Origin of the sequence: Streptococcus oralis (genome assembly GCF_023110055.1) — a bacterium.
Taxonomy (GTDB): Bacteria; Bacillota; Bacilli; order Lactobacillales; family Streptococcaceae; genus Streptococcus; species Streptococcus oralis_BY.
Genome location: NZ_JALDVG010000001.1, coordinates 1,386,012 through 1,411,313 on the forward strand (window position 1 = coordinate 1,386,012; position 25,302 = coordinate 1,411,313).

Sequence of the window (25,302 nt, forward strand, 5' to 3'; positions counted from 1 at the left end):
GGGGTGCTTTTTGCATACTCAAAGGCAGTTGAAAATCTCAACTGCCCCTCAGTACTACTTTATTTTTCTGTTTCTAACTCATACAAGTCCGCGATAATCGCTGCGACTTTTTTAATATCTCCCAGCATACCACGCATTTCAAAGTCTGCTAGGACCGGGAAGCCAAAGCGCTGGCTATACTGCTTGGCTGTCAAACAGTATTGGTTATTAAAATTGCGATTGCCAGATCCCACTACGCCAAAACACTTACTGGCATTATCTCCATAGGCGATAAAATCACCCACTGGAGTCGTCAGAATCTCAACATCACCATTATCGACACCATTCCCACCTTCCAGATAGGTTGGTAAAAAGGCAACATAAGGATGGTCCATCTCAAAGAAATCTTTTCCTTCCTTGACCAAATCCTTGATATGGATCTTTTGGACCTCAATCCCTTCGTGCTGGGACAAGAGATAGTCCTTAAGTCGGGTTACAAAACTCTCTGTATTCCCACTCAAACTGATATAAACTAAAGATATTTTTTTCATATTGACCTCGATTTTTATTTTTGGATAGTAAAAGAACTACCAAGATTGTAACTTGATAGTTCTCTTTTGTCAATACTTAGGCAACTTCTTCTGCTTCGACTTCTTCGGCCAAATCCTTTTGCTGGCGCCACATCTTGTAAAAGACTAAGGCTAAAAAGAGAACATTGATAATGATGAATAAAATATTCGTTCCTTGTGCAAATGCTCCCATTCCTAAGCCGAGGGTAGTATCTTTGATTAATTGAACTGCATCTTGAACGTTCATATAGCTATAAACCAAACCAACAATAGCTAGTAGAACATAGCCAATATAAGCATAGTTTGCAAATTGGACGTTTTTACGAACTAAGAACACAAAGGCTACCACAACTAAAATAGCAGATAAAACAATCAAAACTACATTAAAAATTGAGTGCGATGACGCTGTTACTTGGTAAGTATAGTTGACTGTGTCTTCTAATTGCTGAGCAGTAAGGGACCCACTATTAGATAGGCTTGTACGAAGCACATCTTTACTTGGCAATGGACTCAAGATTCCAAATAATGACATAGATGAAATAAGGGCTGATAGGACTAACAAGACCCAAAGATAAATAGGATTCTTTTTCATGTTTTCCTCCATAAGATATTTTGAACATTATAGCATTTTTTGTACAGGAATACAACTTTTACAAGCTGGTTTCAACTTGTTTGCGATAGGCTTTCGGTGATTTTCCGCACAATTTACGGAAAACCTTGTAGAAATATCCAACATTACTGTAGCCAACTGCATAGCAAATATCTTCGATGCTATCACTGGTCGAAAGCAAGAGCTGCTGCGCCGCCTTAATTCGCTGTTTATTGAGCAATTCCGCAAAGGTTGAGTTGGTTTCTCGCTTAATCAGCTGACCAAGGTAGACTGGGTTGATAAAGAGATCCTTGCTGATGTCCTTAAGTGATAACTCTTTTTGATAATCGCGGCCGATCACCTCTAGAACGCTGACCACATTTTCATTCATACGATACTGGCCAAAGAACTTGGTCAAAGTTGCTTTGATGTAGGCAACCAATTCTTCAAAGGAGTTAATAGCATGGATGGCTTTGACAATCTCGGTCATATCATCCGCTTTTAGATGCTCAAACAAGTGGAAGACATCCATGACAAATTGGGTGAAGAGTTGTTTGGTGATCGCCACGCGCGGTGTATTCTCTAAGACAACCTTCTCCAGCAGGGTCAATTCTTCGATGATTTGATTGATATTTCCTTGGATAATCACGCGATAAATCGGTTCGTAATAAGCAAATAGACTCTCGGATTTTTCTAGATTAACTGAACCGTAGAAGAGGGCTTTTTCAGCGTTGATCTTCCAATTTTCAAAGGACTGCTGGTAGGGTGCTTCAAATGGTGTTACGACGATGCCATCGAGCGGTTGATCAGAGATGAAAATCTGCCAGTCTTGACCTAAAACATAGTAAGGAATTGTGAAAGAACCTTGTTTTTCCTTGGAAAGACCTATCCACCAGTTATCTTTACCTGCTAAGAAGTTGACAAAGCCTTCTTCATCCAATTCTTGGCTAAGAGTCTGGCTTTGCTCCACCTTTTCCTGAAGTTGGCTCGCAATTTTTTCTAATAAATTGCCCAACTCCACCTTGTCTACTGGCTTGACCAGATAATCCACGACACTAAGGTTCATGGCTTTTTTAACGTACTCAAACTCCTGATAACCAGACAGCAAGATATAATAGGTATCTGGAAGTAACTCTTTCATTTCCCTAATCATCTCAAGTCCGGTCTTATCTGGCATGTTGACATCAGAAATGACCACATCTACTGGATTTTTCTTAATATAGTCCAAAGCATCATCTGCGTGATTAGCTGTTGCGACGACTTGCATATCCCATTTTTCAAAGGGGATTAATCGCTTGAGCCCCTCTGTCACCATGTACTCATCGTCTACTAATAAAACTTTATACATTTCTACCCTTTCTATTCATCCTGGATAGTGATATGGTAACGAACACCTTCTTGCTCAGCTGACTCTACACTGATTTGGTAGCGATCCCCAAAGTAGAGAACAAAGCGTTCGTGTACATTTACTATTCCAATTGATTGTCGCTCCCCACTATAGCTTGCCTCGTGTTCAAAACTTCGCTGAGCTAATTTTTCTTGCAAGCTAGCTAGTTTCTCAGCAGGCATTCCTCGACCATTGTCTTCCACTAAGATTTCAACGAAGCCTTGGCCCTTCAAGGCTTTGATACTGATGACATTATCCGTTCTGCGATGGTCAACACCATGGGCAAAGTAGTTTTCTACTAATGGTTGGAGTGTAAATTTTGGAATCCTCATTTCTTCCAATTCTGGTGCAATCTTGAAACCATAGGCAATGGATTTAGGATAACGTACCATACAGAGATAGCTATATTTTCGGCAGAATTCCAACTCTTGCTTCAAGGTCGTTTCCCGCTCGTCGGAGATATTGTTGCGTAACAAGCTGCTAAATTCATAGATAATATCTGCCAGTTCATCCTGACTTTGCATGACGGCATACATCCGTAAAAACTCCAGAGTATTGTACATAAAGTGAGGATTGATTTGAGCCTGCAGGGCTCGCATATTGGCATCTTTTTGACTGAGCTCTAGCTGATAGATATCGTGGATATTTTTTTCCAGGCGATCCAACATATCATTGGTTGTTTCTGCAATGAGGAGCAATTCCTGATCTTTCTCAGAAGTATCGATGCGAAGGCCTTCTTCCCCTTGAGCAATCACCTCAATCGAATCTACTAGGTCTACGACCTGCTTTTGGTAATTTGAAAAAGTCTGTCTAAGGGTCACGTACAAAATAATGATAAAGAGAATACTTAGCCCAATAATAACAGCAGAACTCGTCAAAGTTCCTGTAAGAACAAAATTTTTAGGAACAGCAACTCGAACCTGATAACCGTGAGAGGTGACACCTACAAACCAGTTTTCTCGCTCGGCTGAGACCTTCTCCCCAATATGGAACATCTCAGTCTCAAAAGGCGAAGTTACTGTTACAGCCATTGGGATATGACCCCGAGTATTGTCAATAGCGCCATGTAAAACATCTGGGGATAGGGAGATATAAATCACTCCTAAATCCTTGTCAGACACAGGATCGGAAACAGGAATGGCAAAACTATTGGCTGTTGGCTTAAAATCCTCCGCAGGAATTTTCTCTCCACTGCGTTTTTCTCTAGTCGAAACATAGACTTCCTTGTAGTCCTGAAGAACAATAGCCACTCCAGTCACAAAATCATTCCGAACATAGAGATCATCAATATTTTCATACAGAGAAACAGAGATATAAGGCGAAGTTTTACGCTCTAATTGCCAATAGAAGTAGTCTGGTGTGCTGAGACTGAAATACTTGTAAATTCCTTCGATGCGGGCCTGATTTTCAACCAAAGACTGAGCAAGTCGGGTTGACTCTCTGTGATAGTATTCCACTTCACTCACTGTCCGAGTGGTCACACGTTCTGCAACCCGTTGGGCTTCTTTCTCACGTGAGTCCCAGTCAGCATACGATAGCATAATCGCAAAACTGGCAATGACCACGATCATAACCAAACTATAAATCCGTAAGAGAGAGTGAAGCCAGAACTGCTTCATTCTATTTTGTCGCCAATTTTTCATGGATACTTTCATAAATAGGTTCCAACATATCACTGATAAAGAAATGCCACATTCCAATTCCTACAAAAAAGAGCAAGGCAGGCATATAATAACCAACTCCTACAAGGAGTGCAGACCCGAGTAAAACCTTGGCAATCGCAGGTAGGCTCATAAAAATCCCGATAAGGGATAGTTTCAAGGTATTTTGGTAGGATAAATCAAAGTACACCTGAAGTTTCAAGGACACAGTATAGGCTAGAAAGACAAGAGCAACTACAAGGACATTGAGAAAGGTCGCCAAGAGGTGGAAAATCGTCTGGTGGGGCAATTGAACTAGAAGGTATAAACCATAAACTAGGACAAGATCCACAAATACAAAACTATAGAAAGCCAGATTGCTCTTGACAAAATTGCTCTTATACAATTCCCAAGCTTCCTTCAAATGGTAGGCTCGATAGGTATAACCATGCTCCCCATACAAACTCATAAGAGTTGCACTAGCTGGGGCCAAACCAAAGATCACTCCTCCTGCTAGTGTTAATAGCCAGAAATAAGCCGTCGCCATCATTCCCAAAAAGATACGATTAAAGACGAATTCTAGAAATTTTCCCATGCTACTCTCCTTAAACTAACGATGTAACTATTATATCATATTTCAAACGTTTTCAAAAATATAGAACTCCCATTTACAATCCTCAAAAAGCGTGATACAATTGATTTTGTTAGTTTATATCAAGGAGAAACTCATGAAGAAAAATATCTTAACCACCCTCTTAGCTGTCGTCCTTTATTTCCTCTGTCTAGGGATTGGAGTAGTACTTGGTCACTTGGTTGACTCAACGGGCAATATGTTCTATGCTCCGGCTTTTTCAGCCCTTGTTGGGGGTAGCGTCTACATGTTTCTTCTGGTAAAAGTTCCTCGTTTTGGTGCCATTACCACTCTCGGGCTCTTTATGGCTCTCTTTTTCCTAGCTAGCAAACACGGCGCTGGAGCCTTTCTACCAGCTATCGCCTGCGGTCTTGCAGCAGATGCCACCGCTCGCCTCGGCCACTATCAGGATAAGATTAAAAATCTTTTCTCCTTCCTAGTCTTTGCTTTTAGCACAAGCGGTCCTATCCTCCTCATGTGGATCAATCCAGCATCCTACGAGGCAGCTCTCCTCGCTCGTGGAAAATCTCAGGAATACATTGACCGTATCATGGTCGCTCCAGAGTTGGACAAAATCCTTCTCTTTGTTTCGAGCATCCTTCTAGGTGCCTTGATGGGGGCTGTGGTTGGGCAATTTCTAAGTCAAAAAATAGCTGATAAACTATAAGGTAAAAGCCCTGAAGACTAGCTATGCCTAGTTCCAGGGCCTTTTTGTATACAATCTTAAAATTCACTATAGATAAATTCTTGAATATTCGAAAAATCGGTCACAAAACAGTAAATCACGATGCTTAAGATAACCGTATAGAAAAATAGTGTCCACAAGATTAAACGATGTGTGTTAGTTAGCTTGGTTTGCAAATTTGTAAAGTTCTTTTTCAACTTCCATCCATCCTTTCACTCCAACGTGCATCACGTCAAATAAAAAGTAATCATCATACTCTCTGTTTCCATAGTTTAATACGGTTGCACCATGACTCTTTGCGACATCTTCTATTTTTTTATAAGTTTTTTCTCGCATCTCTCTTGATACACCAGTGTAGTCATTCCATTTCCCGTTTACTGGGAAAATAATAACCTCAACTTCAATGCCCAATTCTTTGGCAACTGTCAAGAAGAGTTCCATATCAGAATACTCTGGTGACTCTAGGTAGCTCAAATCTTTTTTAGAATCTTTCAGCGATGCATAGCGATCTTTTAAGTAAGTATTGTAGTAGTTATTATCAACAGCATAGTCATTATTGTCTGTTTTCTTTTTGACCTCTTCCACAAACTGATCCGTCATCTTTTCCCAATCATAGTCTGGGGTTTTGTCTCCTGATGAGGGATAATCTGATTTCTCATGATTTTCATAAAATTTTCGTTTGAGCTTAAAGGAATACATCGCGTTCTCAAACTCTAATAGTTTTTTATCAACAATGGTTCCTTTTCCATCTATGAAATAACTTTTGTATTTTTTGTAGATGTCATTTTGTTGCTTGTTCCCCTTGGTAATCTCGATAATGCGATTGATTAGTTTTTCTTTCGTTTCTTTACTAATCTTGTCATTATCTAGCATGTGAAAAATATGTTCCTGAGAAGCCTTGTTCAAAAAGGCATCTTGATGAGTCCCATCTTTTTCAAACCACTGAACAGACTCTACTATAGCTACTTTTCGCTTGCTCATAGATCCTTCAATAGAGGCTAAAGTAGAAGCCTGAATGATGTTTTGAGAATAACTGGTCCCAATCTGCATGATATTAAAATCGTTGTAGTTAAAAATTTTATTTGGATGATAGTCTTCATTTATCGTCGCAACCAACTCTGAGGAACCCATTAGAACCAGTGTATTGGGGGTGATATTGCTTGTTAGAATATCTCTACTTTTATACTTTTCATACGAGGTGTTATAACGAATACTGTTATCCTTGACTTTATAATAATCATCAATCTTCTTGACATACGTCACATTTAAAAGGGCAAGCGTCGCAATTACGAGCACAAGCGATAGTAAAAATGCTTTTAATTTAATCATCTCGTTTTATCCTATCCCTTCGATCTGTCCGATTTCTTCTCAATCTCTTATCTCTTTAAAGTCGTCAGTAAGATTTTATAGGGTTCACCCGAAAAGATAAAGAAACCAATCATAACCAAATTCATGGTCACAAACCAACTTAGTAGCTTATACCAGTTTTTGTTTTTATTTTTTTTATAAAAATTGCTTTTCTTTTGATACACTTCAAATCCAGCCATCAAGACACCATGATAAAAACCATAGACAATGTAACTAACACTAAGACCATGCCAAAAACCCATGACTAACATATTAATTATATAGGCATAGGTTGCATTGTGTAGTCTATTTTTAAACCATTTTTTCCTGATAACCTGCATCAATACTCTTGAAAATACAAAATCTCTCAACCAGGTCGACAAGGTGATATGCCATCTGGTCCAGAAATCTTTGATATCGACACTCAAGAAAGGTTTGTTAAAGTTCATCGGTGTCTGAATACCTAGAATGTTACTACTTCCAACGGCCATTAGACTGTAGCCTGCAAAGTCAAAGAACAGATACAAGGTATAGAGGTACATATACTTGATTGAATAAACGACTGTGCCAGTATTATTTAGAGCGAGTAACATCTGGTAAACATAGGTTGATAAAACAATCTTGTAAAGGAGGCCTAGAACGATACGATACACACCGTCCCCTGCTAACTCTAGATACTCTTTTCGGGGCATGACCTCGTTTATCTCTTTTAAAAATCTCCTACTCCGATCAATCGGACCAGCACTAACTGTTGGGAAAAAGAGCAAAAACTGTAGATAATCTTTTACAGTGATTTTTTCTTTGATTAAGCCATCCGATATCTCTAACATGATCTGAATGGTCTTAAAGGACATGTAAGAAATTCCAATAAAGGCCAACAAATGCAGAGAAGTCAGGGCAAAGACTTTATTGATCACCAAAGGAAGAATGGAAAGGAAAACCAGTGGTTTCAGCCACTTTGCCTCTATCCGCTGCGCTAGAAAAACCAGAAAATACTGGTAAACGATAAAGGCGAGTAAATAGACAATCATCGCTCGGCTCTTACCATAGATAGCTCCTGCAAATAAGAGGGAGAGCGCCAAAATATAGTAGTCTTTACGTTTTTCAAAAAAGTTTACCACAAAACCAATCAGTAAAACTACAAACAAGAGAAGGAAAAACTCATTCCCCTCGAAATAATTCATACCAGACAAACTCCTTTACATTATCATCTCTTCTACAGCAAACTTTTTGATTTGCTAATTGAGGACCTTTATTTATTATAGCATATTTCTAAAAAGAAGCTTTATCCTTCTTGCATTTCGGTGAGAAAACAAAAAGGAGTCCCTTTGAACTCCTTCCATTATTTATGACTTAGTTTCTTGGTCAAGAAATCTCCCAAGAACTGGATCGTAAAGATAATCAAGATGATAATGATGGTTGCCAAGATGGTCACATCGTGATTGTAACGGTTAAATCCATAAGCAATGGCCACGTTACCGATACCACCAGCACCAACTGCTCCCGCCATGGCTGTTTCCCCAACAAGGGAAATCAAAGTCACAGTCGTCACACGAATCAAATCTGGCAAACCTTCTGATAGGTAAACACCCACGATATCCCAGAAGGTCGCTCCGCTCGCTTGAGCCGCCTCAATGACACCGCCATCCAGCTCAGCCAAGACAACCTGCACCTGACGGGCAAAGAAGGCAAAGACTGCAAAAGAAAGGGGGACAAGGGCTGCATTTGGCCCGATGCTAGTCTTCACAATCAAGTGAGAGAGTGGCGACATGATTGCCAAGAGGATGATGAAGGGAACCGCACGGAAAATAGAGGTAATCTTGTCTAAAATCCAAAAGATAACCTTATTTTCCAAGACACCACCTGGTGCTGTCAAGACAAGGAAAAGACCTGCCACCAGCCCCAAGAACCCTCCGATAATGAAGGAAAGAACTGTCATATAAAGGGTTAGGTAGATGGCTGTTCCCCAGCCTGCTTGACCAGCCCAGCCCATTTTGTAGACATTTGGTAGATAAGTTTGAATCAACTCTGTCATTTTACTGTCCTCCCTTCAATACTTTTAACTGCACACCAGCCTGACGGATGGCTTCTTGAGCACCTGCTAGTGCTGCTTTTTCACCTGACAAGACCACAACCAATTCTCCAACAGGAGTGCCATCGAGGATTTCAATATTCCCATAGAGGATATTAGCTGTTACTTGGTAATGTTTGTACAATTCATTCAAAAGTGGCTCGTCTGTCGAAGCCCCTGCATACTTGAGCTGCACTAAGATACTGTTCTCAGATAAATGTTCTACGATTTCTTGCTTCTCAATCTTGACCATGGCTTCGTCAATACCTGTAGCTGTTGAGATAAAGTCCTGTGTCAAAGGTTGTTTAGGGTCTGAGAAGATTTCAAGAACACTTCCTTCTTCAATCAAACGGCCATCCTGCATGACCGCCACACGGTTGGCAATGTCTTTGACAATCTGCATTTCATGCGTAATCAAGACAACGGTCAAGCCTAATTTTTGGTTCAAATCTTGTAGCAAGGCCAAAATCTGCTTAGTTGTCTTAGGGTCAAGGGCAGACGTTGACTCGTCTGAAATCAAGATTTTTGGATCATTTGCCAAGGCACGCGCAATGGCCACACGCTGTTTTTGCCCTCCAGATAGTTGTGAAGGGTAGTTTTCAGCACGATCCGCCAAGCCAACCAAGTCCAACAACTTAGCTACTTTAGCTTTCTTTTCTTCCTTGCTGAGTCCAGAGTGTTTGAGGGCAAAGGCTACATTTTCCTCGGCTGTCTTTTGACTCATCAGGTTGAAATGCTGGAAAATCATCCCAATGTCTTGACGCTTACGACGCAACTGCTCTGCAGTCAAGGTCACTCTGCCGTTAAAAATGACGTCGTTATCAATGGTAATTTTCCCTGCAGATGGTTTTTGCAAGAGGTTAATCACCCGTACAAGGGTTGATTTCCCTGCTCCAGAATATCCAACGATTCCGTAGATATCCCCTTCTTGGATGTGAATGGTCACATCCTTGACCGCTGTGATGGTTCTCTTCTTTTGGTGAAACGTCACATCAATCTGATCTAACTTGATAATATCTCTACTCATAGCTTCTAATCAGCTCCTCTACTAATTCAATATGGGTGTAGTAATCGGCGATTCGCACGTTCTCATCTCCACCATGGTCTCGGCTATTGGCATTTCCTAGACCGAAGGCCACCATTGGCACCTCTAGGGCATCAAAGACCGTATGCATGGGGCCTGTCCCCGCTGTTGTTGGCAAGACAGACACGCCCTGTGGATAGAATTTCTTGGACAACTCGATGACATTGAGAATGGCTGGTGCGCTCATATCGCTTCGATAGCTCATCTCTCCCAAGGTATAGTATAATTCTACCTTATCAAAGCCATTTTTGTCTAGCTGTTTCCGAATTTTTTCCAGAACATCATGCGGTTCTAGGCCAGGAACCAAACGAACTTCTAGCTTAGCACTGGCTTCTGCTGGCAAAATCGTTTTAACCCCTTGCCCTTGATAACCTGACTGAATCCCTTCGATATTAAGGGCTGGCTCGAAAAAGAACCGTTTTAGGAAGGCTACACGATCCTCTTGTAAGAGAGGCAATTCCAAGCCATAAATGCGACTAATTTCCTCAGGATTGCGTTGGGCGTAGGTATCTACCAAGGCTAGTTCTCGTTCATTTGGCTCTTGAACATCCTCATACAAGCCTTCTACCAAGATACGTCCATCAGCAGCTCGCAGGCTACTTAAGGCCTGGATAAGGTACCACGGCGCCGACTCCACAACACCACCATAACTCGAGTGGATATCCACATCCGCACTTTTTACCTTGGCATCAAAGGTTACAATTCCCTTGTTTCCGCCAGAGATTTCCAGCTGTTCCAAGGCATTTTTGGTTCCTTGCTCCCAAACTAGTAAGTCCGCCCCACGAAGTTTGTCTGCGTGTTTCTCTAAATACTTATCTAAATCCATAGAAGCCGACTCTTCTGCCCCTTCCATGATAAAGCTGATATTGACAGGCAGATCATCATGGTGCTGCATATACTTTCTCAAAGCACTCAAACGAGCCGTGATGTGGCCCTTGTCATCGTCAACCCCACGTCCATACATAAAACCATTTCGCACAGAAAGGGTAAAAGGATTCTCTGTCCACACCTGGTCGCCATCCGCTGGCACGGTGTCATAGTGATTATAGAAGATCAAGGTCTTGGCATTCGGACGCGAACTCTTGAAATGCGCCATGACAAAGGGAGCCGTATAGCTCTCATCAATCTCCACTTCAGCCCCTACACGCTTGAAAATCTCACCCAGATAGTTTGCGACCTCCTTGAGTCCAACCTGTTGGGCAAAGACTGATTTCTTGGAAATCAAGGTGCGCAAGACTTCAAAATAATGTTGGGCCACATGATCCTTCTCAAATTTTTCAATCTGCTCTTGTTCGCTAGGAAAAACCATTTTCTCTCTCTTTCTACTACGTACTTGTGTCCTCAGAACGACCACAAGTGCCTCTTTAAAATCAACTCTCTATACAAAAGCAAGAGGTGGAAACTCTCTCCCACCTCCCTTTGTCTTATTACCAAACTGGTTGGTCCAAACCGTCTGATGTTTCTTCGATAACTTTTTTCACTTCATCAGTGTGGTAAGCTGCGATAATTTTCTTGATGGCATCAGCCTTAGGTGATGATTCCCAATCTTTTTTCGCAACAATGATGTTGTACCATTGTTTTGAGTTTTCATCAGCTTGTTCTTTGAAGAGTGCTTTCTTGTAGTCCAATTTTGCTTCTGTAACGAAGGTATTGTTTACAACGGCAGCATCAACTGATGACAATGAACGAGCTGTTTGGCTAGCGTCCAATTCAGTAATCTTCAAGTTCTTTGGATTTTCTGTGATGTTAGCAACTGTTGCAAGGGCAGTTCCAGAAACATCCAATTTGATCAAACCAGCTGATTGAAGCAAGTAAAGCGCACGGCTTTCGTTTGTTGCATCGTTTGGTACGGCGATTTCACCGTTATCTGGGATTTCTTCCACTTTGGTATACTTGTTTTCTTCCCCATTTTTACCTGAGTAAAGGCGGATTGGTGAGATATAGGTATCTGCAATCGCTACAAGGTCTTTCCCGTTTTCTTTGTTCCAGTTATTCAAGAAGTTGTAGTGTTGGAAAGCATTCAAGTCTACTTCGCCATCAGCAGTTGCCTTGTTTGGTTGTGAATAGTCTGTGAACTCTGTGAATTCCAATTTAATTCCATCTTTTTCAACCAATTCTTGGATTTTATCCCAACGTGCTTCTTCAGAACCGCTACGGTTAACTGTTGCAATTTTGACAACTGTTTCGTTGTCTGCTTTCTTTTCTGAATTTCCGCAAGCTGCAAGAGTCAAACCTGCGACTGTAGCAAGAGCTGCTACACCGAGCCATTTTTTAATTTTCATGATTCTATCTCCTTTAAAAATAATACCGTAATAGTATCTCATACTTTATTTGATTTAGCAAATTGTTATTAGATAGGCAGACATATAGTTTGAAACTATATACCTAAAAATTGAGAAATCATCCGCCTTTCTCAGACTGGATGATCTCATACGACTATTTAATATCAGCTTCTGCTGGGAGGTATGTGTCTCCGAAGAACTGTTTAGACAATTTTTCAAGAGTTCCGTCTTTGTAGAGTTCTTGGATACGTTTGTCTACAAATGTTTTCAACTCATCTTGACCTTTAGCAAGAAGTGGGTAAACATAAGGTTGTTGGTCGCTTGGAAGTTCGATCACTTTCAAGTTGTCCAAACCTTGGTCCTTGATGACTGTTTCAACACCGATTTTATCAAAAATCTTGTAGTCAAACTGGCCATCGCTCAAGCGTCCCATGATTTGTTGGAAGTCTGCTTTAGTATACTTTAGGACAGTTGGATTGTCTGAGTGTTGTTTGTTGTAGTCTTCTAGCTGTTTAGCAGAAGTTGTCCCTTGAACAACTTCTGTTGATTTTCCACCGATATCATCAAGCGATTTGATGCTAGGGTCATCTTTTTTCACTACAAGAACGTTAGGGTTTTTAGCAGTTGGAGCTGCATAAAGGTATTTTTCAGCACGTTCTTTAGTGTAGCTGATGTTGCTAACAGCCATATTGTAACGGTCGGCATCAAGTCCTGCAAAGACTCCTGACCACTCTGTCTTCTCAAACTTGACATCATACTTGTCAGAGTCTTTAAAGATAGCGCGAACCACTTCAATTTCGTAACCAGTCAATTCGCCATTTTCTTCATAGTTGAATGGTTTTGGTGTAGCATTAGTTGCAACGATAATTTCTTTCTTGCTAGCTGCTTCTCCTTCTTTCTTAGCACCACCTGAGCAAGCTGCTAACACACCTGCAGCAACAAGCCCTAGGGCAGCAAGAGATGAGTATTTAACGATTTTTTTCATGTCATTTCCTCCAAAATAGAATACTGTATTATCTTAACAGAAAAAAGGAATTTACGCCATTATATGATATCTATCTCTGTGATAAGTTTTCTTTATGACTGATTTAAAAGACCAAACGCAAGACTGCAATCAAGACCACTCCAAAGAGAACTGTGCCAACTAGATTGCGATAGCGAAAGGCTACAAAAGCCGTTGGAAAAACAGCCAAGAAGTCCAGCCACTTGATCTGAGATAGGCTCCCAACCTTACCTGACACCACACTTGAAAGGATCAAGGCAAAGATAATGGAGACAGGCAAGAACTTTAAAAAACGCTCAACGATAGCTGGCAAACCCTTGTACTTGACCAAGATGAAAGGAATCATACGAGGTATCCAAGTCACTAGGCCCGAAAAGATAACGGCTAACAAAAGATATTTACTGACCATCTAAGACCACCCCCATTGTACATCCAAGTAGCGTCGCAAATAGAACAGCTAGTGACTGAGACACCACTGTCAAGAGCAAAAAGAAAGACACCGTAACAACTGTTAGGATCTTAAGCAGATTGCGGACAGGAATCCGTCTTTGCATAATCTGGAACTGCGAAGCAAAAATCCCGATAAACATTCCCACAAGGGCAAAATCAAGGCCAAAGATTTCTGGATTTGGCAGTAAACCACCTAGAGCTGTCCCAACAACTGTCCCAACAAACCAAGCTACATAACTGTTGAGATTATTCCCATGCATCCACATAGGATTGACCTTGTCTGTATGGGCTAATTCTCCCATCAAAACCCCGTAAGTCTCATCTGTCAAGAGACTAGACATACCGATATTTTGCCAGAGACTGGTATGACGGAAATAGGTCGACGCATGCAAGCTCAGCAAAAAGAGTCGTAAATTGATTAAAAAGACCGTCATGGCAATGGCTGCTACAGGTGCTTGGACCGCAATCAATGCCAACATGGCAAACTGGGCGCTCCCAGCATAAACAAAGAGGCTCATCAGGCCCATCTCAACAGGTGTCACATAGGGCGCACCGATAATCCCACAAGCTAGACCGATACTAACATAGCCAAGGGCAGTCGGCATGGCAGCCTGAACACCTTCCCAAAATCCTTTTTCTTTCATCTTTTTCCTCTTATTTTCTTCGTTTGAGACTGTTCAAGGTCACAGCCACAGCAAGAAATATTATAACACATTCATAAAAGAGAAAAAAGTTTAGAGTTTGGAACTTGGAGCTAGTAAAAAGTACTGAATAGGATGTATTATGGATACATGAGAAATTGATCCACTCGGATAGTATACTTATCGGTTTCCGTGTCTGTAGCATATTTATTTTCTGTCGGATAGACATCGACCCAGAGTTCCCACTGTTGTCCCTTCAACTTGACCTTGTAGCGATAACCGTCATCGTATATCCCTACCGGATCAGTGGTCATAGACTGATAATCTGGGAGTGCTTCAATTTCTTTTTTTATAGTCTGGGATAAGTTATCAAGCAATGCTTGCTGCTCAGCTTTTGAGGCAACGGGAAAATAAGCCGCTACTGTTTCCAAGCGATGCGACTTTGAAAATGTGAATCTTACTCGACCTGTATGGCCCTTCAAAGAAATATTTTCATAATCATAGAAAAGGCGGCCTGTTTTATAGAAATAAGGGTCTTCTGCACGCCAAGTATCGCGATAAGCCATTTCCTCTTCTTCCTCCACCTCGCTAGCCTCTCCCAATACTTCTTCAAAAGATTTAACAGGCATACCGAAAGAAAGGGATTCAAACAAGACCAGTTGCGTCTTTTTTATATTATGGCAAGCTGATAAAAGCATGAGTAAAGCTCCAAGAGCAAGCAAACTACTAATTATTTTTGTAATTTTCATATATCTACTATACAAGAAAAGTCTCAGACTGACAAACTTTGGATTTTCCGATTACATTTTGAGACTTATTCTCTAAATTTGGAGGAAACAAAGGACTACTCAAAAATTAGTAACAGACAGTCAAAATAAAAAAGACTGAAAAAACAGTCTTATTTATAATACTTAGCTAGTCAGTTCTTTTGTTTTTATGATTGGCAGAAACTCTAAAACAACAAGGGCAGAATTTGAGCAATACCATTGTAGACTATATGCAGTCCAATAGGCCAATAAATAGACTTTGTCACTCTAAAAAAGACTGCCATTATTAAACCACTACCCATATATACGAAAAAGTCTGTCAAGACCCAACCATGATTACTGATATGCAAAATACCAAATAAAGTAGCCGAACCAAGTACATCCAGTCCCCATTTTTTCCCTTTTTCCAAAGCAGTCATCACCAATCCACGATAGATCATCTCTTCAAAAATGGGACCTGCAATCACAGGATAGAAAAAATACATCAGAAATGCCGTTGCTCCTGTAAAAGTAGGGACATCCAGTTGATAAGCAATTTCATTTTTGGTAGGAGGGAAAAGATAAAATGTGACGAAATTCCAAATAACAAAAGCAAGAAGAGCTAAAAAGGAATAAAAAAGATAAGAACCTTTAAATTTTTTACTGTTAATTTTCTGCCATTTTCCTGACCAAACCATAACAATAAGAGCAAGCAGAACCACAAGAAAATTCAACAGCATATCCGACAAATAATAGGCAAAGTCAGATAGACCAGCAGCAAGATCGCTGTGTAAGACCAGACGAATCAAGAACTGGTCAGCAATGACAAGTAGAATGGCTATAATAAGGTAGTAGTGTGAGATTATCTTTTTCATTCTATTTTCTCCTATACTATGAAATAAAGACAGCCCCTACCCAAGAAAAGGCAAGGGCTTTGAATATCAATAACGGCGACGATTAACAGTAGAAGAATCATGGTTAAAATTTCTCTTCCAGTGATCAATAATTGACCAAGGTGTTCCTAGGCCTCCCCAGCCTCCCCAATTTCCACCACCTGGGATATTCGCAACATTCACAAGATCTCCTCCGTAAACTGCCTCTAGCTCCACTTCTGTTAGTTCCATTGTTTCTGCAAATTGTAAATTCAACATCATTTACACTCCTTCAATTATTTTTACTTGTAAACCACTTCTGCGACCTAGGATTTGCTTCAAATGTCTTACAAGGACAGTATAACACGAAAATTGTCTTATTTTAGAAAATCGCATATTTGATATTTTTTCTCATGGAAATTTCACATTTGCGATTTTAGTAGATTTGATTATTTCACTGGTATAATAAAGTTATTACTAATGAGGAGGGATATAATGATGAATAAAAGAAAAATCCAACTGATACTCCTGCTTATTTCGGAGTGGGTTATCGTCTTCCCCTTTCTAACTAATTGATAAGTTCTTTGTATTGATGAAAACGCAATTCGAAGAGGGCTATCAATTGTGGATTTTCTAATATTTGCAGTGATTGGATAAAGTGTTCAATCTCTTTTTGATTGCTTCCCTTAGTTTGAAGAAAAATGCTCATTTTCTTTAAAAATTGCCACGATACTTTCTCAAAAACATCATATGGACGCAGCATACTCTCCAACTCGGCTTCAAAGATTGGGATGTAGGAGAAAAGCTTGCGCTCCATGAGTTCTGATATAATATTCAGAAATCCACTTTTCATATACAATCGATTGTGTACTAACTCTTTAAATTCCTTAGATTTCTCAATTAAAGAGGTTGATAAAAAGATTAGGTCTTGATTACTCAAGAAGGGCATAGTATTGCAAAAAAGATAGAGGTCAAACCAGGTCCAAGACTCGATAGCATAGAGGTAGGTAGTCAAAAATTCGCTATCCTCATCTGTTAGCGGATAGCTCTTATTTAAGGAATGGATGGCATTTTTAATCACAATAGCATTCAAACGACGATAGGTCTGCGCTATCTGTTCTTGCTCGACTTCCTCCAACAGTTGCTCTAAGCCAGCAATATCTTGATGGGCAAAGCGATCCACAACCCTTCTACCAATTCTCATATGTGGGGATTCTTGATAGTTATTAAGCTTGTGTCCAAACTCATCGAAGGTCACATTTATCCCTTGGATAGCTAGGATCAGCTTATCCGCAGACAGCATAGACTGTCCCAGTTCAAACTTGGATAGCTGGGATGCTGTCAGTCCATCACAAGCAACATCTGACTGCTTGAGTTTTCTCGCCAGACGCAATTCCTTGTAAAATTCTCCCAATTCCATCTTTTCAATCATGGCCAAACTCCCTTTACTATTCTATTCGTAAAAACTTTTCCTTTTTTAACATATTATAAAATATTTTAGCAAAAAAGCCAGCTTCAAGCTGACTCTTTATTCCACCGTATCAAAAGCGAGACTTGGTTTGGCGTTGAGATCCAAGCCTGCAAAGTTTTCTTTGTTCCACTCGCTGACACTGGCATAGGCAATCATACCTGCATTGTCTCCACAGAGACGCAGGGGTGGAATGATGACCTTGACATCTTTGATTTCGTCTGCCAAGCGTTCTCTGAGACCTTTATTGGCTGCCACGCCACCTGCCACTACCAGAGTTTTGACTGGATATTTTTCCAACGCTTTCTTAGTCTTGGTCATGAGAATATCCATGACCGCTGCCTGAAAGCTTGCTGACAGGTCTTGATTAGACAAGACCTCTCCTTTTTGCTGGGCATTGTGATGCAAGTTGATAAAGGCCGACTTGAGACCGGAAAAAGAAAATTCCAGATTGTCTTCCTTAATCATAGCCCGCGGAAAATCATAAATATCCTGTCCCTCATGAGCTAACTGATCAATCTCTCGACCTGCTGGATAGGTCAGCCCCATAACTCGACCAACCTTATCATAGGCTTCACCGACCGCATCATCGCGAGTTTCCCCCACAATCTTGTAATCGCCAGCCTCTGACACATAGACCAACTCGGTGTGTCCTCCGCTGACCAAGAGTGCTAGGAGAGGAAACTCCAAAGTCTCCACACTCTGAGCTGCCATGAGGTGACCAGCCATGTGGTTGACGGGGATAAGTGGCAAGCCATGCGCCCAAGCAAAGGCCTTGGCAGCTGACAAGCCAACTAGCAGAGCTCCAACCAATCCTGGTCCGTAGGTAACCGCCACAGCTGTCACATCGTTTTCAGTAATTCCTGCTTCTGCTAGCGCCTCCTCGATACAGGCTGTAATGACCTCGACATGGTGACGACTAGCTACTTCTGGCACTACGCCCCCAAAACGTTTATGGCTCTCAATTTGACTAGCAATGACATTGGACAAGAGCTCATCATCGTTTTTCAGGACGGCGACACTAGTCTCATCGCAAGATGTCTCAAAAGCTAAAATATATCTATCTTTCATCTACTTCTCTCTTCATGATAATGGCATCTTCCATCGGCGCATGGTAGTAGGCCTTCCGCCGCGCGATTTCTTCAAATTTTTCTTTTTTGTAAAATAGCAGAGCTGGCCTGTTCGACTCCCTCACTTCGAGGAAAATTTCTTTGTCGGCAGGCAAAAAGTCAAACAAGGCTGTCGCGATTTTCTGCCCCTGATAGGTTTGTTTGACAGCGATTTGCAGGACTTCTGCTTCAAAAAGATTCTCCTGCACGGCTAGAAAGCCAATCACTTCTGCCCCATCATAAGCCAGAGCATACCAAGTCTGGTCTTGGGACAGGTCTGCTTGGATTTGTTCCAATGTCCAAGGACTGACTGGGTAAACATCTACCATAACAGCATAGATAGCTTGAGCCAAGTCAGCTTGTTGTTGGATTCGTTTGATCTTTATCATAGGCGTTTAATGTAGGACTCGCCAGACTCAGTGTGATTCTTGAGCCAGTTTTCCTCGGCTTCGACACGCTTGAGGTAATTTGGCACAAAGTCGTGCAAGGAGTCCGCTTCCTTGTCCCAGGCCCAAAGAGCTAGATTAGCTGCATTTGGCACGGTTTCTTGGTAGCTAGCTTGTGGTAGTTGTTCTTGGATTTGTTCCACAAAGGCTCCAACTTCTCCGACAAAGGTTACCTGTTCAGCATCCTTGACCTGCTCTAGCACTTCCGCAAAGGACAGGTGTGCTTCTGGAAAGACATCCTTGGCATTTTCATAAAAGCCAGCATAGACATTGTTGCGACGTGCATCCATAATAGGAACTACCAAGCCTTCTTTCTGGCTTGATACCAGAGCCAAGAGGCTAGACATCCCCACTAACTCGATGTTCAGGGTATGAGCCAAGGTCTTGGCAGTTGCTACCGCGATTCTCAAACCTGTGTAGCTACCAGGTCCCTCTGCCACCACGATGCGATCCAAGTCCTTGGGTGTCCAATCCAGACTGGCCATCAAAAAATCGATGGCAGGCATGAGGGTAATACTGTGATTTTTCTTGATATTGATCATAGTCTCGGCAAGAACCTGCTTATCCTCTAAAATAGCGAGAGAAAGAGCCTTGCTGGACGTATCAAAAGCTAATACTTTCATAACACATTCCTATCTTTTTGTCTGCTTACTATTATACTACAAAAGCTGACGCATGGGAATTTTCTTTCTCCCCAAACAAAAAGCCCTGCTACTTAGACAAAGAGGAAGGCAAAAAAATAAAAAAAGTTCTAGCTTTTCCCATCTTTTCCGAATATATAAGTGAACAAGAAAAAAGGAGGAAAGTTCAATGACAAATTTTGACGTTCTTGACAATCAATTTTTATCGTTATCTGAAAATGAATTATCAGATATTGATGGTGGTCTCGCTCCCTTAGTTATCTTTGGAGTAGCAGTATCTTGGAAAGCCATTGCAGGTGGAACAGCACTTGTAGGGTCTGGTTTGGCAGCTGGTTATTTTTTAGGAGGTTAGTATGATTAAAGGTTTGGATAAGTATTGCGCAATTTCTAATAAAGAATTGCAAGGAATCAAGGGTGGTTTTGGTGTAGGTGTTGGTATAGCTTTATTTATGGCCGCTTACACTATCGGGAAAGATATTCGTAAGAAATTTGGATAAGTCATGCTAGATAAAAGGCACATTTTTAGAAGGGTAAATTTTATTCTCTTCATCTCTTACAGTTTGCTCAGCATTTTTAATGATTTAAACATATCCAGAATCCCCTTACCAATTGATTTATCTGTTTGCATTATTTTCTTTTTATGTTTCAACTCGATTTTTGCTGAGAAAAAAGAGGGGCGTAAAGATGGCGAATCCATTGACTCTTTTAACCATCAATGTTAAAATGTAATTCAACACTGGCAGGAAAATCAGGTTGAGTCGTTGACTCTTCGGGTTGCAGTGCTATCCCTGAAACTTTGGTTTCTAAAGAACTGAAAATGCGATTGAACAATTCGCCCCCCAGTGTTTGACGGCTCTTGACTTCGGTCAAGGGCTGTTTCTTTTTTGCTCAAAACAATTTTATTTCATCTTGTCATCCAAGTTTTACGCTTTTGTCAGCCTTTACTTTCTCATTTTCCGTCTTTTACTAATTTTTCATTTTGTGGTATAATTGAAATAATTGTAACGAATCAAGGTCAATCTAGACACAAAATGGAATGAAATCAAGCAAATCTCTACTAAAAGTTTGGAATAAGCTGACCTGTAAATAGAAAGGAACTATATGATTTACAAAGTTTTTTATCAAGAAACAAAAGAACGTAGCCCACGTCGTGAAACAACACGCTCACTTTACCTAGACATCGATGCCAACTCAGAACTTGAGGGACGTATCGCTGCTCGCCAACTTGTCGAAGAAAACCGCCCAGAGTACAATATCGAATTTATCGAACTCTTGTCTGACAAATTGCTAGATTACGAGAAAGAAACTGGCGCTTTCGAAATCACGGAGTTCTAATATGGCCTATACTCTTAAACCTGAAGAAGTCGGCGTTTTTGCCATCGGTGGTCTGGGAGAAATCGGGAAAAACACTTACGGAATTGAATACCAAGACGAAATTATCATCGTCGATGCTGGGATTAAATTCCCGGAAGATGACTTGCTGGGTATCGACTACGTTATCCCTGACTACTCTTACATCGTGGACAATATCGACCGCGTCAAGGCCGTTTTGATTACACACGGACACGAGGACCACATCGGTGGGATTCCTTTCCTACTCAAGCAAGCAAATGTCCCTATCTACGCTGGACCACTTGCCCTAGCTTTGATCCGTGGAAAACTCGAAGAACACGGTCTCTTGCGCAACGCCAAACTTTACGAAATCAACCACAACACTGAGTTGACCTTTAAAAATCTCAAGGCAACTTTCTTTAGAACTACTCACTCCATTCCAGAGCCTTTGGGGATTGTCATTCATACTCCTCAAGGGAAAATCGTCTGTACGGGTGACTTTAAGTTTGACTTTACTCCAGTTGGAGAACCTGCAGACTTGCACCGGATGGCAGCCCTTGGTGAAGAAGGCGTACTCTGCCTCCTCTCTGACTCGACAAATGCGGAAGTACCAACCTTTACCAACTCTGAAAAAGTCGTTGGTCAGTCCATCATGAAGATTATCCAAGGTATTGAAGGACGTATCATCTTTGCATCCTTTGCCTCAAACATCTTCCGTCTCCAGCAAGCAACAGATGCTGCTGTTAAGACTGGACGCAAGATTGCGGTCTTTGGACGTTCGATGGAAAAGGCCATTGTCAACGGGATCGAGCTTGGCTACATCAAAGCTCCTAAGGGAACCTTTATCGAGCCAAATGAAATCAAAGATTATCCTGCAGGCGAGGTTCTTATCCTCTGTACAGGTAGTCAAGGGGAGCCGATGGCAGCCCTCTCTCGTATCGCTAACGGAACTCACCGCCAGGTGCAACTCCAACCCGGCGATACCGTTATCTTCTCTTCTAGCCCAATCCCTGGAAATACGACTAGCGTCAACAAATTGATTAACATCATCTCAGAAGCTGGCGTCGAAGTCATTCACGGTAAAATCAACAACATCCACACCTCTGGTCACGGTGGTCAGCAAGAGCAAAAACTCATGCTTCGCTTGATCAAGCCGAAATACTTCATGCCTGTTCATGGTGAATACCGTATGCAGAAAGTCCATGCTGGACTAGCGGTGGATACTGGTGTCGAGAAGGACAATATCTTTATCATGAGCAATGGTGATGTGCTTGCTCTTACTGCTAACTCTGCTCGTATCTCAGGCCATTTCAACGCCCAAGACATCTATGTCGATGGCAATCGTATCGGTGAAATCGGTGCTGCTGTCCTCAAAGATCGTCGTGATCTATCTGAAGACGGTGTCGTTCTGGCAGTCGCAACTGTTGACTTCAAATCGCAGATGATTCTGTCTGGTCCAGATATCCTCAGCCGAGGTTTTGTCTACATGAGAGAGTCTGGCGACTTGATTCGTCAAAGCCAGCGCATCCTCTTCAATGCTATCCGTATCGCATTGAAAAACAAAGATGCTAGCGTGCAATCTGTCAATGGTGCCATTGTCAACGCTATTCGTCCTTTCCTCTATGAAAATACGGAACGTGAACCGATTATCATCCCGATGATCCTCACACCGGATGAAGAATAATACTCTTCGAAAATCTCTTCAAACCACGTCAGCTTCGCCTTGTCGTACTCAAGTACAGCCTTCGGCTAGCTTCCTAGTTTGCTCTTTGATTTTCATTGAGTACAAGTCAACAAAACAGCCCCGTCTTCGGAGCTGTTTTTCTCTATGCTTTCTTTTGAGATTGAAACTCAATAAAAATCGAAATCAGACTAGAAGGCTAGGCGAAAGCATAACTTGAGTTAGCTCCCATAGTTCGGGGAACTATGGGAGGCTGGAGATGAATCAAAGCCAAGCTTTGAACTCATTCGTAAGAAGCCGACGACGTATCATTTTGATTTTTGAAGAGTTTTAGAAATACTACGATTTTTACCTTCCAGATAGACCATCAGAATGGAAATATCTGCTGGGTTTACTCCCGAAATACGGCTAGCTTGGCCAATAGTTTCTGGATTGATGAGTTTGAACTTCTGGCGAGCTTCTGTCGCGATAGAATCAATATCATCCCAGTCGATATTGGCTGGAATGCGTTTTTCTTCCATGCGTTTCATCTTGGCAACCTGATCCATGGCTTTGGAAATATAGCCTTCGTACTTGATTTCTGTTTCAATCAATTCGATAATCTTGTCATCCAAGTCCTCTGCTGCAGGTCCGATGAAAGCCACCACATCCTGGTAAGAAACTTCTGGACGGCGAAGGAATTCCTTAGCTGTCACCGCATCTGTCAATGGCTTGAAGCCCATCTCCTCAACCTTAGCATTGGTTTCCTTGACTGGCTTGAGTTTGATGCTGTCTAGACGCTTCATCTCATTGTCAAATTGATTTTTCTTGATTTCAAAACGAGCCCAGCGTTCATCATCCACAAGTCCAATCTCGCGTCCCATCTCGGTCAAACGCATATCAGCATTGTCATGACGAAGAATGAGACGGTATTCAGCACGACTGGTCAAGAGACGGTAGGGTTCAATGGTTCCCTTGGTCACCAAATCGTCAATCATGACCCCAATATAACCGTCACTGCGCTTCAAAATCAATTCAGGCTTGCCTTGGATTTTCAGAGCTGCGTTGATCCCAGCGATAATCCCTTGACCTGCTGCCTCTTCGTAACCAGATGTACCATTTGTCTGCCCAGCTGTGAAAAGACCTGAGATTTTCTTGGTTTCCAAAGTTGCACGCAACTGGTGAGGCAAGACCATATCGTACTCAATGGCATAACCCGTTCGCATCATCTCAGCATTTTCCAGACCTTTAATGGAATGAACCAGCTCCCGCTGTACATCCTCAGGCAGACTGGTTGAAAGACCTTGGACATAGACTTCCTCTGTATTGCGCCCTTCTGGCTCAAGGAAGAGTTGGTGGCGTTCCTTGTCCGCAAAGCGCACAATCTTGTCCTCAATCGATGGACAGTAACGAGGCCCCACTCCCTTAACCACACCTGTAAACATTGGCGCGCGATGGAGGTTGTTTTGGATAATCTCATGACTGGTACCATTAGTGTAAGTCAACCAGCATGGCACCTGGTCCTTGACATAATCCTCATCACGTGAAGTATAGGAGAAGTGGTTTGGCGCCTCGTCTCCTGGCTGGATTTCTGTTACATCATAGTTGATAGAGGAAGCCTTAACACGTGGAGGAGTTCCTGTCTTGAAACGACCGATTTCGAGTCCCAATTCCTTGAGGTTATCAGCTAGGTTAATCGAAGCTAGACTGTGGTTAGGACCTGATGAGTACTTTAGGTCTCCGATGATGATTTCCCCACGGAGGGCTGTTCCTGTGGTTACAATAACCGCTTTTGCTCCATACTCTTGATGGGTAGCTGTACGCACACCGACAACCTTGCCATCTTCCACCAAAATTTCATCAATCATGGTTTGACGAAGGGTGAGATTTTCTTGATTTTCAACTGTCTTGCGCATCTCCTTAGAGTAAAGCTCCTTGTCAGCTTGCGCACGAAGGGCACGGACAGCTGGACCTTTCCCAGTATTGAGCATCTTCATCTGGATGTAAGTCTTGTCAATGGTTTTGGCCATCTCGCCACCGAGGGCATCGACTTCACGCACGACAATCCCCTTGGCAGAACCACCGATTGAAGGGTTACAAGGCATGAAAGCCAGCATTTCAATGTTGATGGTCGCAAGCAAGACCTTACAGCCCATACGGCTGGCTGCTAGAGATGCTTCTACCCCCGCGTGCCCCGCACCAATTACAATAATATCGTATTCTTCCGTAAAATTATAAGTCATTTCTTAACCTTTCAAAAATTTCTCGCAAATAAGGAACTAACTTCTCCTCCTCTAGAGCTTGATCCATAGTAACCCATTTAAAGTGTGTATGCTCTTCAGGATCTAATCTGATAATTGGCTTCTCCCCAATCCACTCTGCTTTATAAACTAAGCGAGTAAAAACCGTATCCTTAGAGGTATCCAGTTGACTATCTTCGTGAAGAAGTTTGAGCGAACTGCTATCTAGCCTAACTCCCGCTTCTTCAATGCATTCTCTAAGAGCACCATCTCGCGGAAGTTCACCCTTTTCAACCCCGCCACCAGGAATATCCCAGTAAGTTGGATAAACGTTGGGTTCTCCTCTTTTAATTTCCGAACGCTGAATGAGCAAATAATCACCACCACTATGAACAAGTACATGGGCAATAAGCTTAACCATCATTTTCTC

At 41.7% G+C, this 25,302-nt stretch carries 28 protein-coding genes; 5 read left to right on the plus strand and 23 right to left on the minus strand.

Annotation, left to right across the window (positions count from 1 at the left end; translation table 11 throughout):
* Window positions 1-59: 59 nt before the first annotated feature.
* From nrdI to M1G01_RS06635, 5 genes are all read right to left on the minus strand, one after another.
* Entirely contained in the window at window positions 60-530 is a 471-nt protein-coding gene (gene nrdI, locus M1G01_RS06615) for a class Ib ribonucleoside-diphosphate reductase assembly flavoprotein NrdI (protein ID WP_000724234.1), read from the minus strand.
* Window positions 531-606: 76 nt separating this feature from the next.
* Window positions 607-1,140: an ABC transporter permease gene (locus tag M1G01_RS06620; RefSeq protein WP_247931443.1), complete on the minus strand. Its 534-nt coding sequence runs from the start codon at window positions 1,138-1,140 to the stop codon at window positions 607-609.
* 58 nt (window positions 1,141-1,198) lie between these two features.
* Window positions 1,199-2,485 carry a response regulator transcription factor gene (locus tag M1G01_RS06625; RefSeq protein WP_247931444.1) on the minus strand — a complete coding sequence of 429 codons (1,287 nt, stop codon included), beginning with the start codon at window positions 2,483-2,485 and terminating at the stop codon, window positions 1,199-1,201.
* An 11-nt stretch (window positions 2,486-2,496) separates the two neighbouring features.
* Window positions 2,497-4,167 (minus strand): sensor histidine kinase, encoded by a 1,671-nt coding sequence (locus M1G01_RS06630; protein ID WP_080702671.1) that lies wholly within the window; start codon window positions 4,165-4,167, stop codon window positions 2,497-2,499.
* Window positions 4,145-4,759, minus strand: coding sequence for a YesL family protein (locus M1G01_RS06635; protein ID WP_247931445.1), 615 nt, complete (start codon window positions 4,757-4,759; stop codon window positions 4,145-4,147). Before M1G01_RS06635 ends, M1G01_RS06630 begins: the two co-directional genes overlap by 23 nt.
* 133 nt (window positions 4,760-4,892) lie before the next feature.
* Between M1G01_RS06635 and M1G01_RS06640 the strand changes: the two genes are divergently transcribed.
* Window positions 4,893-5,462 carry an MptD family putative ECF transporter S component gene (locus M1G01_RS06640; protein ID WP_247931446.1) on the plus strand — a complete coding sequence of 190 codons (570 nt, stop codon included), beginning with the start codon at window positions 4,893-4,895 and terminating at the stop codon, window positions 5,460-5,462.
* Between the two features lie 174 nt (window positions 5,463-5,636).
* Here M1G01_RS06640 and dltD read toward each other — a convergent pair whose 3' ends face one another.
* From dltD to tsaB, 16 genes are all read right to left on the minus strand, one after another.
* Window positions 5,637-6,809 carry a D-alanyl-lipoteichoic acid biosynthesis protein DltD gene (gene dltD / locus M1G01_RS06645; protein WP_247931447.1) on the minus strand — a complete coding sequence of 391 codons (1,173 nt, stop codon included), beginning with the start codon at window positions 6,807-6,809 and terminating at the stop codon, window positions 5,637-5,639.
* 47 nt (window positions 6,810-6,856) lie between these two features.
* Window positions 6,857-8,011, minus strand: coding sequence for a D-alanyl-lipoteichoic acid biosynthesis protein DltB (dltB, locus tag M1G01_RS06650; protein WP_049477566.1), 1,155 nt, complete (start codon window positions 8,009-8,011; stop codon window positions 6,857-6,859).
* Window positions 8,012-8,169: 158 nt separating this feature from the next.
* Window positions 8,170-8,862: a methionine ABC transporter permease gene (locus tag M1G01_RS06655; protein ID WP_000137507.1), complete on the minus strand. Its 693-nt coding sequence runs from the start codon at window positions 8,860-8,862 to the stop codon at window positions 8,170-8,172.
* 1 nt (window position 8,863) lies between these two features.
* Window positions 8,864-9,925 carry a methionine ABC transporter ATP-binding protein gene (locus tag M1G01_RS06660; protein WP_247931448.1) on the minus strand — a complete coding sequence of 354 codons (1,062 nt, stop codon included), beginning with the start codon at window positions 9,923-9,925 and terminating at the stop codon, window positions 8,864-8,866.
* Complete coding sequence (locus tag M1G01_RS06665; protein WP_101800240.1) at window positions 9,918-11,291, minus strand: M20 family metallopeptidase; 1,374 nt, start codon at window positions 11,289-11,291, stop codon at window positions 9,918-9,920. Before M1G01_RS06665 ends, M1G01_RS06660 begins: the two co-directional genes overlap by 8 nt.
* Before the next feature lie 118 nt (window positions 11,292-11,409).
* Entirely contained in the window at window positions 11,410-12,264 is an 855-nt protein-coding gene (locus M1G01_RS06670) for a MetQ/NlpA family ABC transporter substrate-binding protein (protein WP_000694533.1), read from the minus strand.
* Between the two features lie 154 nt (window positions 12,265-12,418).
* Window positions 12,419-13,249 (minus strand): amino acid ABC transporter substrate-binding protein, encoded by an 831-nt coding sequence (locus M1G01_RS06675; protein ID WP_004254995.1) that lies wholly within the window; start codon window positions 13,247-13,249, stop codon window positions 12,419-12,421.
* Window positions 13,250-13,352: 103 nt separating this feature from the next.
* Window positions 13,353-13,676, minus strand: a complete 324-nt coding sequence (locus M1G01_RS06680; RefSeq protein ID WP_247931449.1) for an AzlD domain-containing protein — start codon at window positions 13,674-13,676, stop codon at window positions 13,353-13,355.
* Window positions 13,666-14,361: an AzlC family ABC transporter permease gene (locus tag M1G01_RS06685; protein ID WP_247931450.1), complete on the minus strand. Its 696-nt coding sequence runs from the start codon at window positions 14,359-14,361 to the stop codon at window positions 13,666-13,668. Before M1G01_RS06685 ends, M1G01_RS06680 begins: the two co-directional genes overlap by 11 nt.
* A 137-nt stretch (window positions 14,362-14,498) precedes the next feature.
* Window positions 14,499-15,107: a hypothetical protein gene (locus tag M1G01_RS06690; RefSeq protein WP_247931451.1), complete on the minus strand. Its 609-nt coding sequence runs from the start codon at window positions 15,105-15,107 to the stop codon at window positions 14,499-14,501.
* A gap of 203 nt (window positions 15,108-15,310) precedes the next feature.
* Complete coding sequence (locus M1G01_RS06695; protein ID WP_095726326.1) at window positions 15,311-15,979, minus strand: CPBP family intramembrane glutamic endopeptidase; 669 nt, start codon at window positions 15,977-15,979, stop codon at window positions 15,311-15,313.
* Window positions 15,980-16,045: 66 nt separating this feature from the next.
* The gene (locus M1G01_RS06700) at window positions 16,046-16,255 is read right to left on the minus strand and encodes a peptide pheromone VP1 (protein WP_084880844.1); all 210 of its coding nucleotides are present in this window, start codon (window positions 16,253-16,255) and stop codon (window positions 16,046-16,048) included.
* 289 nt (window positions 16,256-16,544) lie between these two features.
* A complete protein-coding gene (locus tag M1G01_RS06705) occupies window positions 16,545-17,408 on the minus strand; it encodes an XRE/MutR family transcriptional regulator (RefSeq protein ID WP_095726327.1) in 864 nt (287 codons plus the stop codon).
* 96 nt (window positions 17,409-17,504) lie between these two features.
* Entirely contained in the window at window positions 17,505-18,515 is a 1,011-nt protein-coding gene (tsaD, locus tag M1G01_RS06710; RefSeq protein ID WP_247923933.1) for a tRNA (adenosine(37)-N6)-threonylcarbamoyltransferase complex transferase subunit TsaD, read from the minus strand.
* Window positions 18,505-18,942 (minus strand): ribosomal protein S18-alanine N-acetyltransferase, encoded by a 438-nt coding sequence (rimI, locus tag M1G01_RS06715; protein ID WP_247931452.1) that lies wholly within the window; start codon window positions 18,940-18,942, stop codon window positions 18,505-18,507. The genes tsaD and rimI overlap by 11 nt, the downstream gene beginning before the upstream one ends.
* Window positions 18,939-19,622, minus strand: coding sequence for a tRNA (adenosine(37)-N6)-threonylcarbamoyltransferase complex dimerization subunit type 1 TsaB (gene tsaB, locus M1G01_RS06720; protein WP_247923931.1), 684 nt, complete (start codon window positions 19,620-19,622; stop codon window positions 18,939-18,941). Before tsaB ends, rimI begins: the two co-directional genes overlap by 4 nt.
* A gap of 187 nt (window positions 19,623-19,809) precedes the next feature.
* Between tsaB and cibA the strand changes: the two genes are divergently transcribed.
* From cibA to rnjA, 4 genes are all read left to right on the plus strand, one after another.
* Window positions 19,810-19,992 (plus strand): fratricide two-peptide bacteriocin subunit CibA, encoded by a 183-nt coding sequence (cibA, locus tag M1G01_RS06725; protein WP_000180842.1) that lies wholly within the window; start codon window positions 19,810-19,812, stop codon window positions 19,990-19,992.
* 1 nt (window position 19,993) lies between these two features.
* The gene (locus M1G01_RS06730; protein ID WP_216728630.1) at window positions 19,994-20,137 is read left to right on the plus strand and encodes a bacteriocin; all 144 of its coding nucleotides are present in this window, start codon (window positions 19,994-19,996) and stop codon (window positions 20,135-20,137) included.
* A 604-nt stretch (window positions 20,138-20,741) separates the two neighbouring features.
* On the plus strand, window positions 20,742-20,975 hold the full coding sequence (locus M1G01_RS06735; protein ID WP_000639581.1) for a DNA-dependent RNA polymerase subunit epsilon: 234 nt from the start codon (window positions 20,742-20,744) through the stop codon (window positions 20,973-20,975).
* 1 nt (window position 20,976) lies between these two features.
* Window positions 20,977-22,656 carry a ribonuclease J1 gene (rnjA, locus tag M1G01_RS06740; protein ID WP_247931453.1) on the plus strand — a complete coding sequence of 560 codons (1,680 nt, stop codon included), beginning with the start codon at window positions 20,977-20,979 and terminating at the stop codon, window positions 22,654-22,656.
* A 305-nt stretch (window positions 22,657-22,961) separates the two neighbouring features.
* On the opposite strand, the gene mnmG is transcribed toward rnjA, so the two are convergent.
* On the minus strand, window positions 22,962-24,875 hold the full coding sequence (gene mnmG / locus M1G01_RS06745; RefSeq protein WP_247931454.1) for a tRNA uridine-5-carboxymethylaminomethyl(34) synthesis enzyme MnmG: 1,914 nt from the start codon (window positions 24,873-24,875) through the stop codon (window positions 22,962-22,964).
* Complete coding sequence (locus M1G01_RS06750) at window positions 24,865-25,296, minus strand: NUDIX hydrolase (RefSeq protein WP_000989470.1); 432 nt, start codon at window positions 25,294-25,296, stop codon at window positions 24,865-24,867. The genes mnmG and M1G01_RS06750 overlap by 11 nt, the downstream gene beginning before the upstream one ends.
* Window positions 25,297-25,302: the final 6 nt, after the last annotated feature.

Bases quoted from the DNA above. Each gene is read 5' to 3' on its own strand.
- rimI (WP_247931452.1), bottom strand. From the start codon at position 18,942: ATGATAAAGATCAAACGAATCCAACAACAAGCTGACTTGGCTCAAGCT.
- M1G01_RS06700 (WP_084880844.1), bottom strand. From the start codon at position 16,255: ATGTTGAATTTACAATTTGCAGAAACAATGGAACTAACAGAAGTGGAG.
- cibA (WP_000180842.1), top strand. From the start codon at position 19,810: ATGACAAATTTTGACGTTCTTGACAATCAATTTTTATCGTTATCTGAA.
- mnmG (WP_247931454.1), bottom strand. From the start codon at position 24,875: ATGACTTATAATTTTACGGAAGAATACGATATTATTGTAATTGGTGCG.
- M1G01_RS06675 (WP_004254995.1), bottom strand. From the start codon at position 13,249: ATGAAAAAAATCGTTAAATACTCATCTCTTGCTGCCCTAGGGCTTGTT.
- tsaB (WP_247923931.1), bottom strand. From the start codon at position 19,622: ATGAAAGTATTAGCTTTTGATACGTCCAGCAAGGCTCTTTCTCTCGCT.
- tsaD (WP_247923933.1), bottom strand. From the start codon at position 18,515: ATGAAAGATAGATATATTTTAGCTTTTGAGACATCTTGCGATGAGACT.
- rnjA (WP_247931453.1), top strand. From the start codon at position 20,977: ATGGCCTATACTCTTAAACCTGAAGAAGTCGGCGTTTTTGCCATCGGT.
- M1G01_RS06620 (WP_247931443.1), bottom strand. From the start codon at position 1,140: ATGAAAAAGAATCCTATTTATCTTTGGGTCTTGTTAGTCCTATCAGCC.
- M1G01_RS06695 (WP_095726326.1), bottom strand. From the start codon at position 15,979: ATGAAAAAGATAATCTCACACTACTACCTTATTATAGCCATTCTACTT.
- dltB (WP_049477566.1), bottom strand. From the start codon at position 8,011: ATGAATTATTTCGAGGGGAATGAGTTTTTCCTTCTCTTGTTTGTAGTT.
- M1G01_RS06735 (WP_000639581.1), top strand. From the start codon at position 20,742: ATGATTTACAAAGTTTTTTATCAAGAAACAAAAGAACGTAGCCCACGT.
- M1G01_RS06690 (WP_247931451.1), bottom strand. From the start codon at position 15,107: ATGAAAATTACAAAAATAATTAGTAGTTTGCTTGCTCTTGGAGCTTTA.
- M1G01_RS06625 (WP_247931444.1), bottom strand. From the start codon at position 2,485: ATGTATAAAGTTTTATTAGTAGACGATGAGTACATGGTGACAGAGGGG.
- M1G01_RS06635 (WP_247931445.1), bottom strand. From the start codon at position 4,759: ATGGGAAAATTTCTAGAATTCGTCTTTAATCGTATCTTTTTGGGAATG.
- M1G01_RS06665 (WP_101800240.1), bottom strand. From the start codon at position 11,291: ATGGTTTTTCCTAGCGAACAAGAGCAGATTGAAAAATTTGAGAAGGAT.
- M1G01_RS06670 (WP_000694533.1), bottom strand. From the start codon at position 12,264: ATGAAAATTAAAAAATGGCTCGGTGTAGCAGCTCTTGCTACAGTCGCA.
- dltD (WP_247931447.1), bottom strand. From the start codon at position 6,809: ATGATTAAATTAAAAGCATTTTTACTATCGCTTGTGCTCGTAATTGCG.
- nrdI (WP_000724234.1), bottom strand. From the start codon at position 530: ATGAAAAAAATATCTTTAGTTTATATCAGTTTGAGTGGGAATACAGAG.
- M1G01_RS06655 (WP_000137507.1), bottom strand. From the start codon at position 8,862: ATGACAGAGTTGATTCAAACTTATCTACCAAATGTCTACAAAATGGGC.
- M1G01_RS06630 (WP_080702671.1), bottom strand. From the start codon at position 4,167: ATGAAAAATTGGCGACAAAATAGAATGAAGCAGTTCTGGCTTCACTCT.
- M1G01_RS06680 (WP_247931449.1), bottom strand. From the start codon at position 13,676: ATGGTCAGTAAATATCTTTTGTTAGCCGTTATCTTTTCGGGCCTAGTG.
- M1G01_RS06705 (WP_095726327.1), bottom strand. From the start codon at position 17,408: ATGATTGAAAAGATGGAATTGGGAGAATTTTACAAGGAATTGCGTCTG.
- M1G01_RS06640 (WP_247931446.1), top strand. From the start codon at position 4,893: ATGAAGAAAAATATCTTAACCACCCTCTTAGCTGTCGTCCTTTATTTC.
- M1G01_RS06685 (WP_247931450.1), bottom strand. From the start codon at position 14,361: ATGAAAGAAAAAGGATTTTGGGAAGGTGTTCAGGCTGCCATGCCGACT.
- M1G01_RS06750 (WP_000989470.1), bottom strand. From the start codon at position 25,296: ATGATGGTTAAGCTTATTGCCCATGTACTTGTTCATAGTGGTGGTGAT.
- M1G01_RS06660 (WP_247931448.1), bottom strand. From the start codon at position 9,925: ATGAGTAGAGATATTATCAAGTTAGATCAGATTGATGTGACGTTTCAC.
- M1G01_RS06730 (WP_216728630.1), top strand. From the start codon at position 19,994: ATGATTAAAGGTTTGGATAAGTATTGCGCAATTTCTAATAAAGAATTG.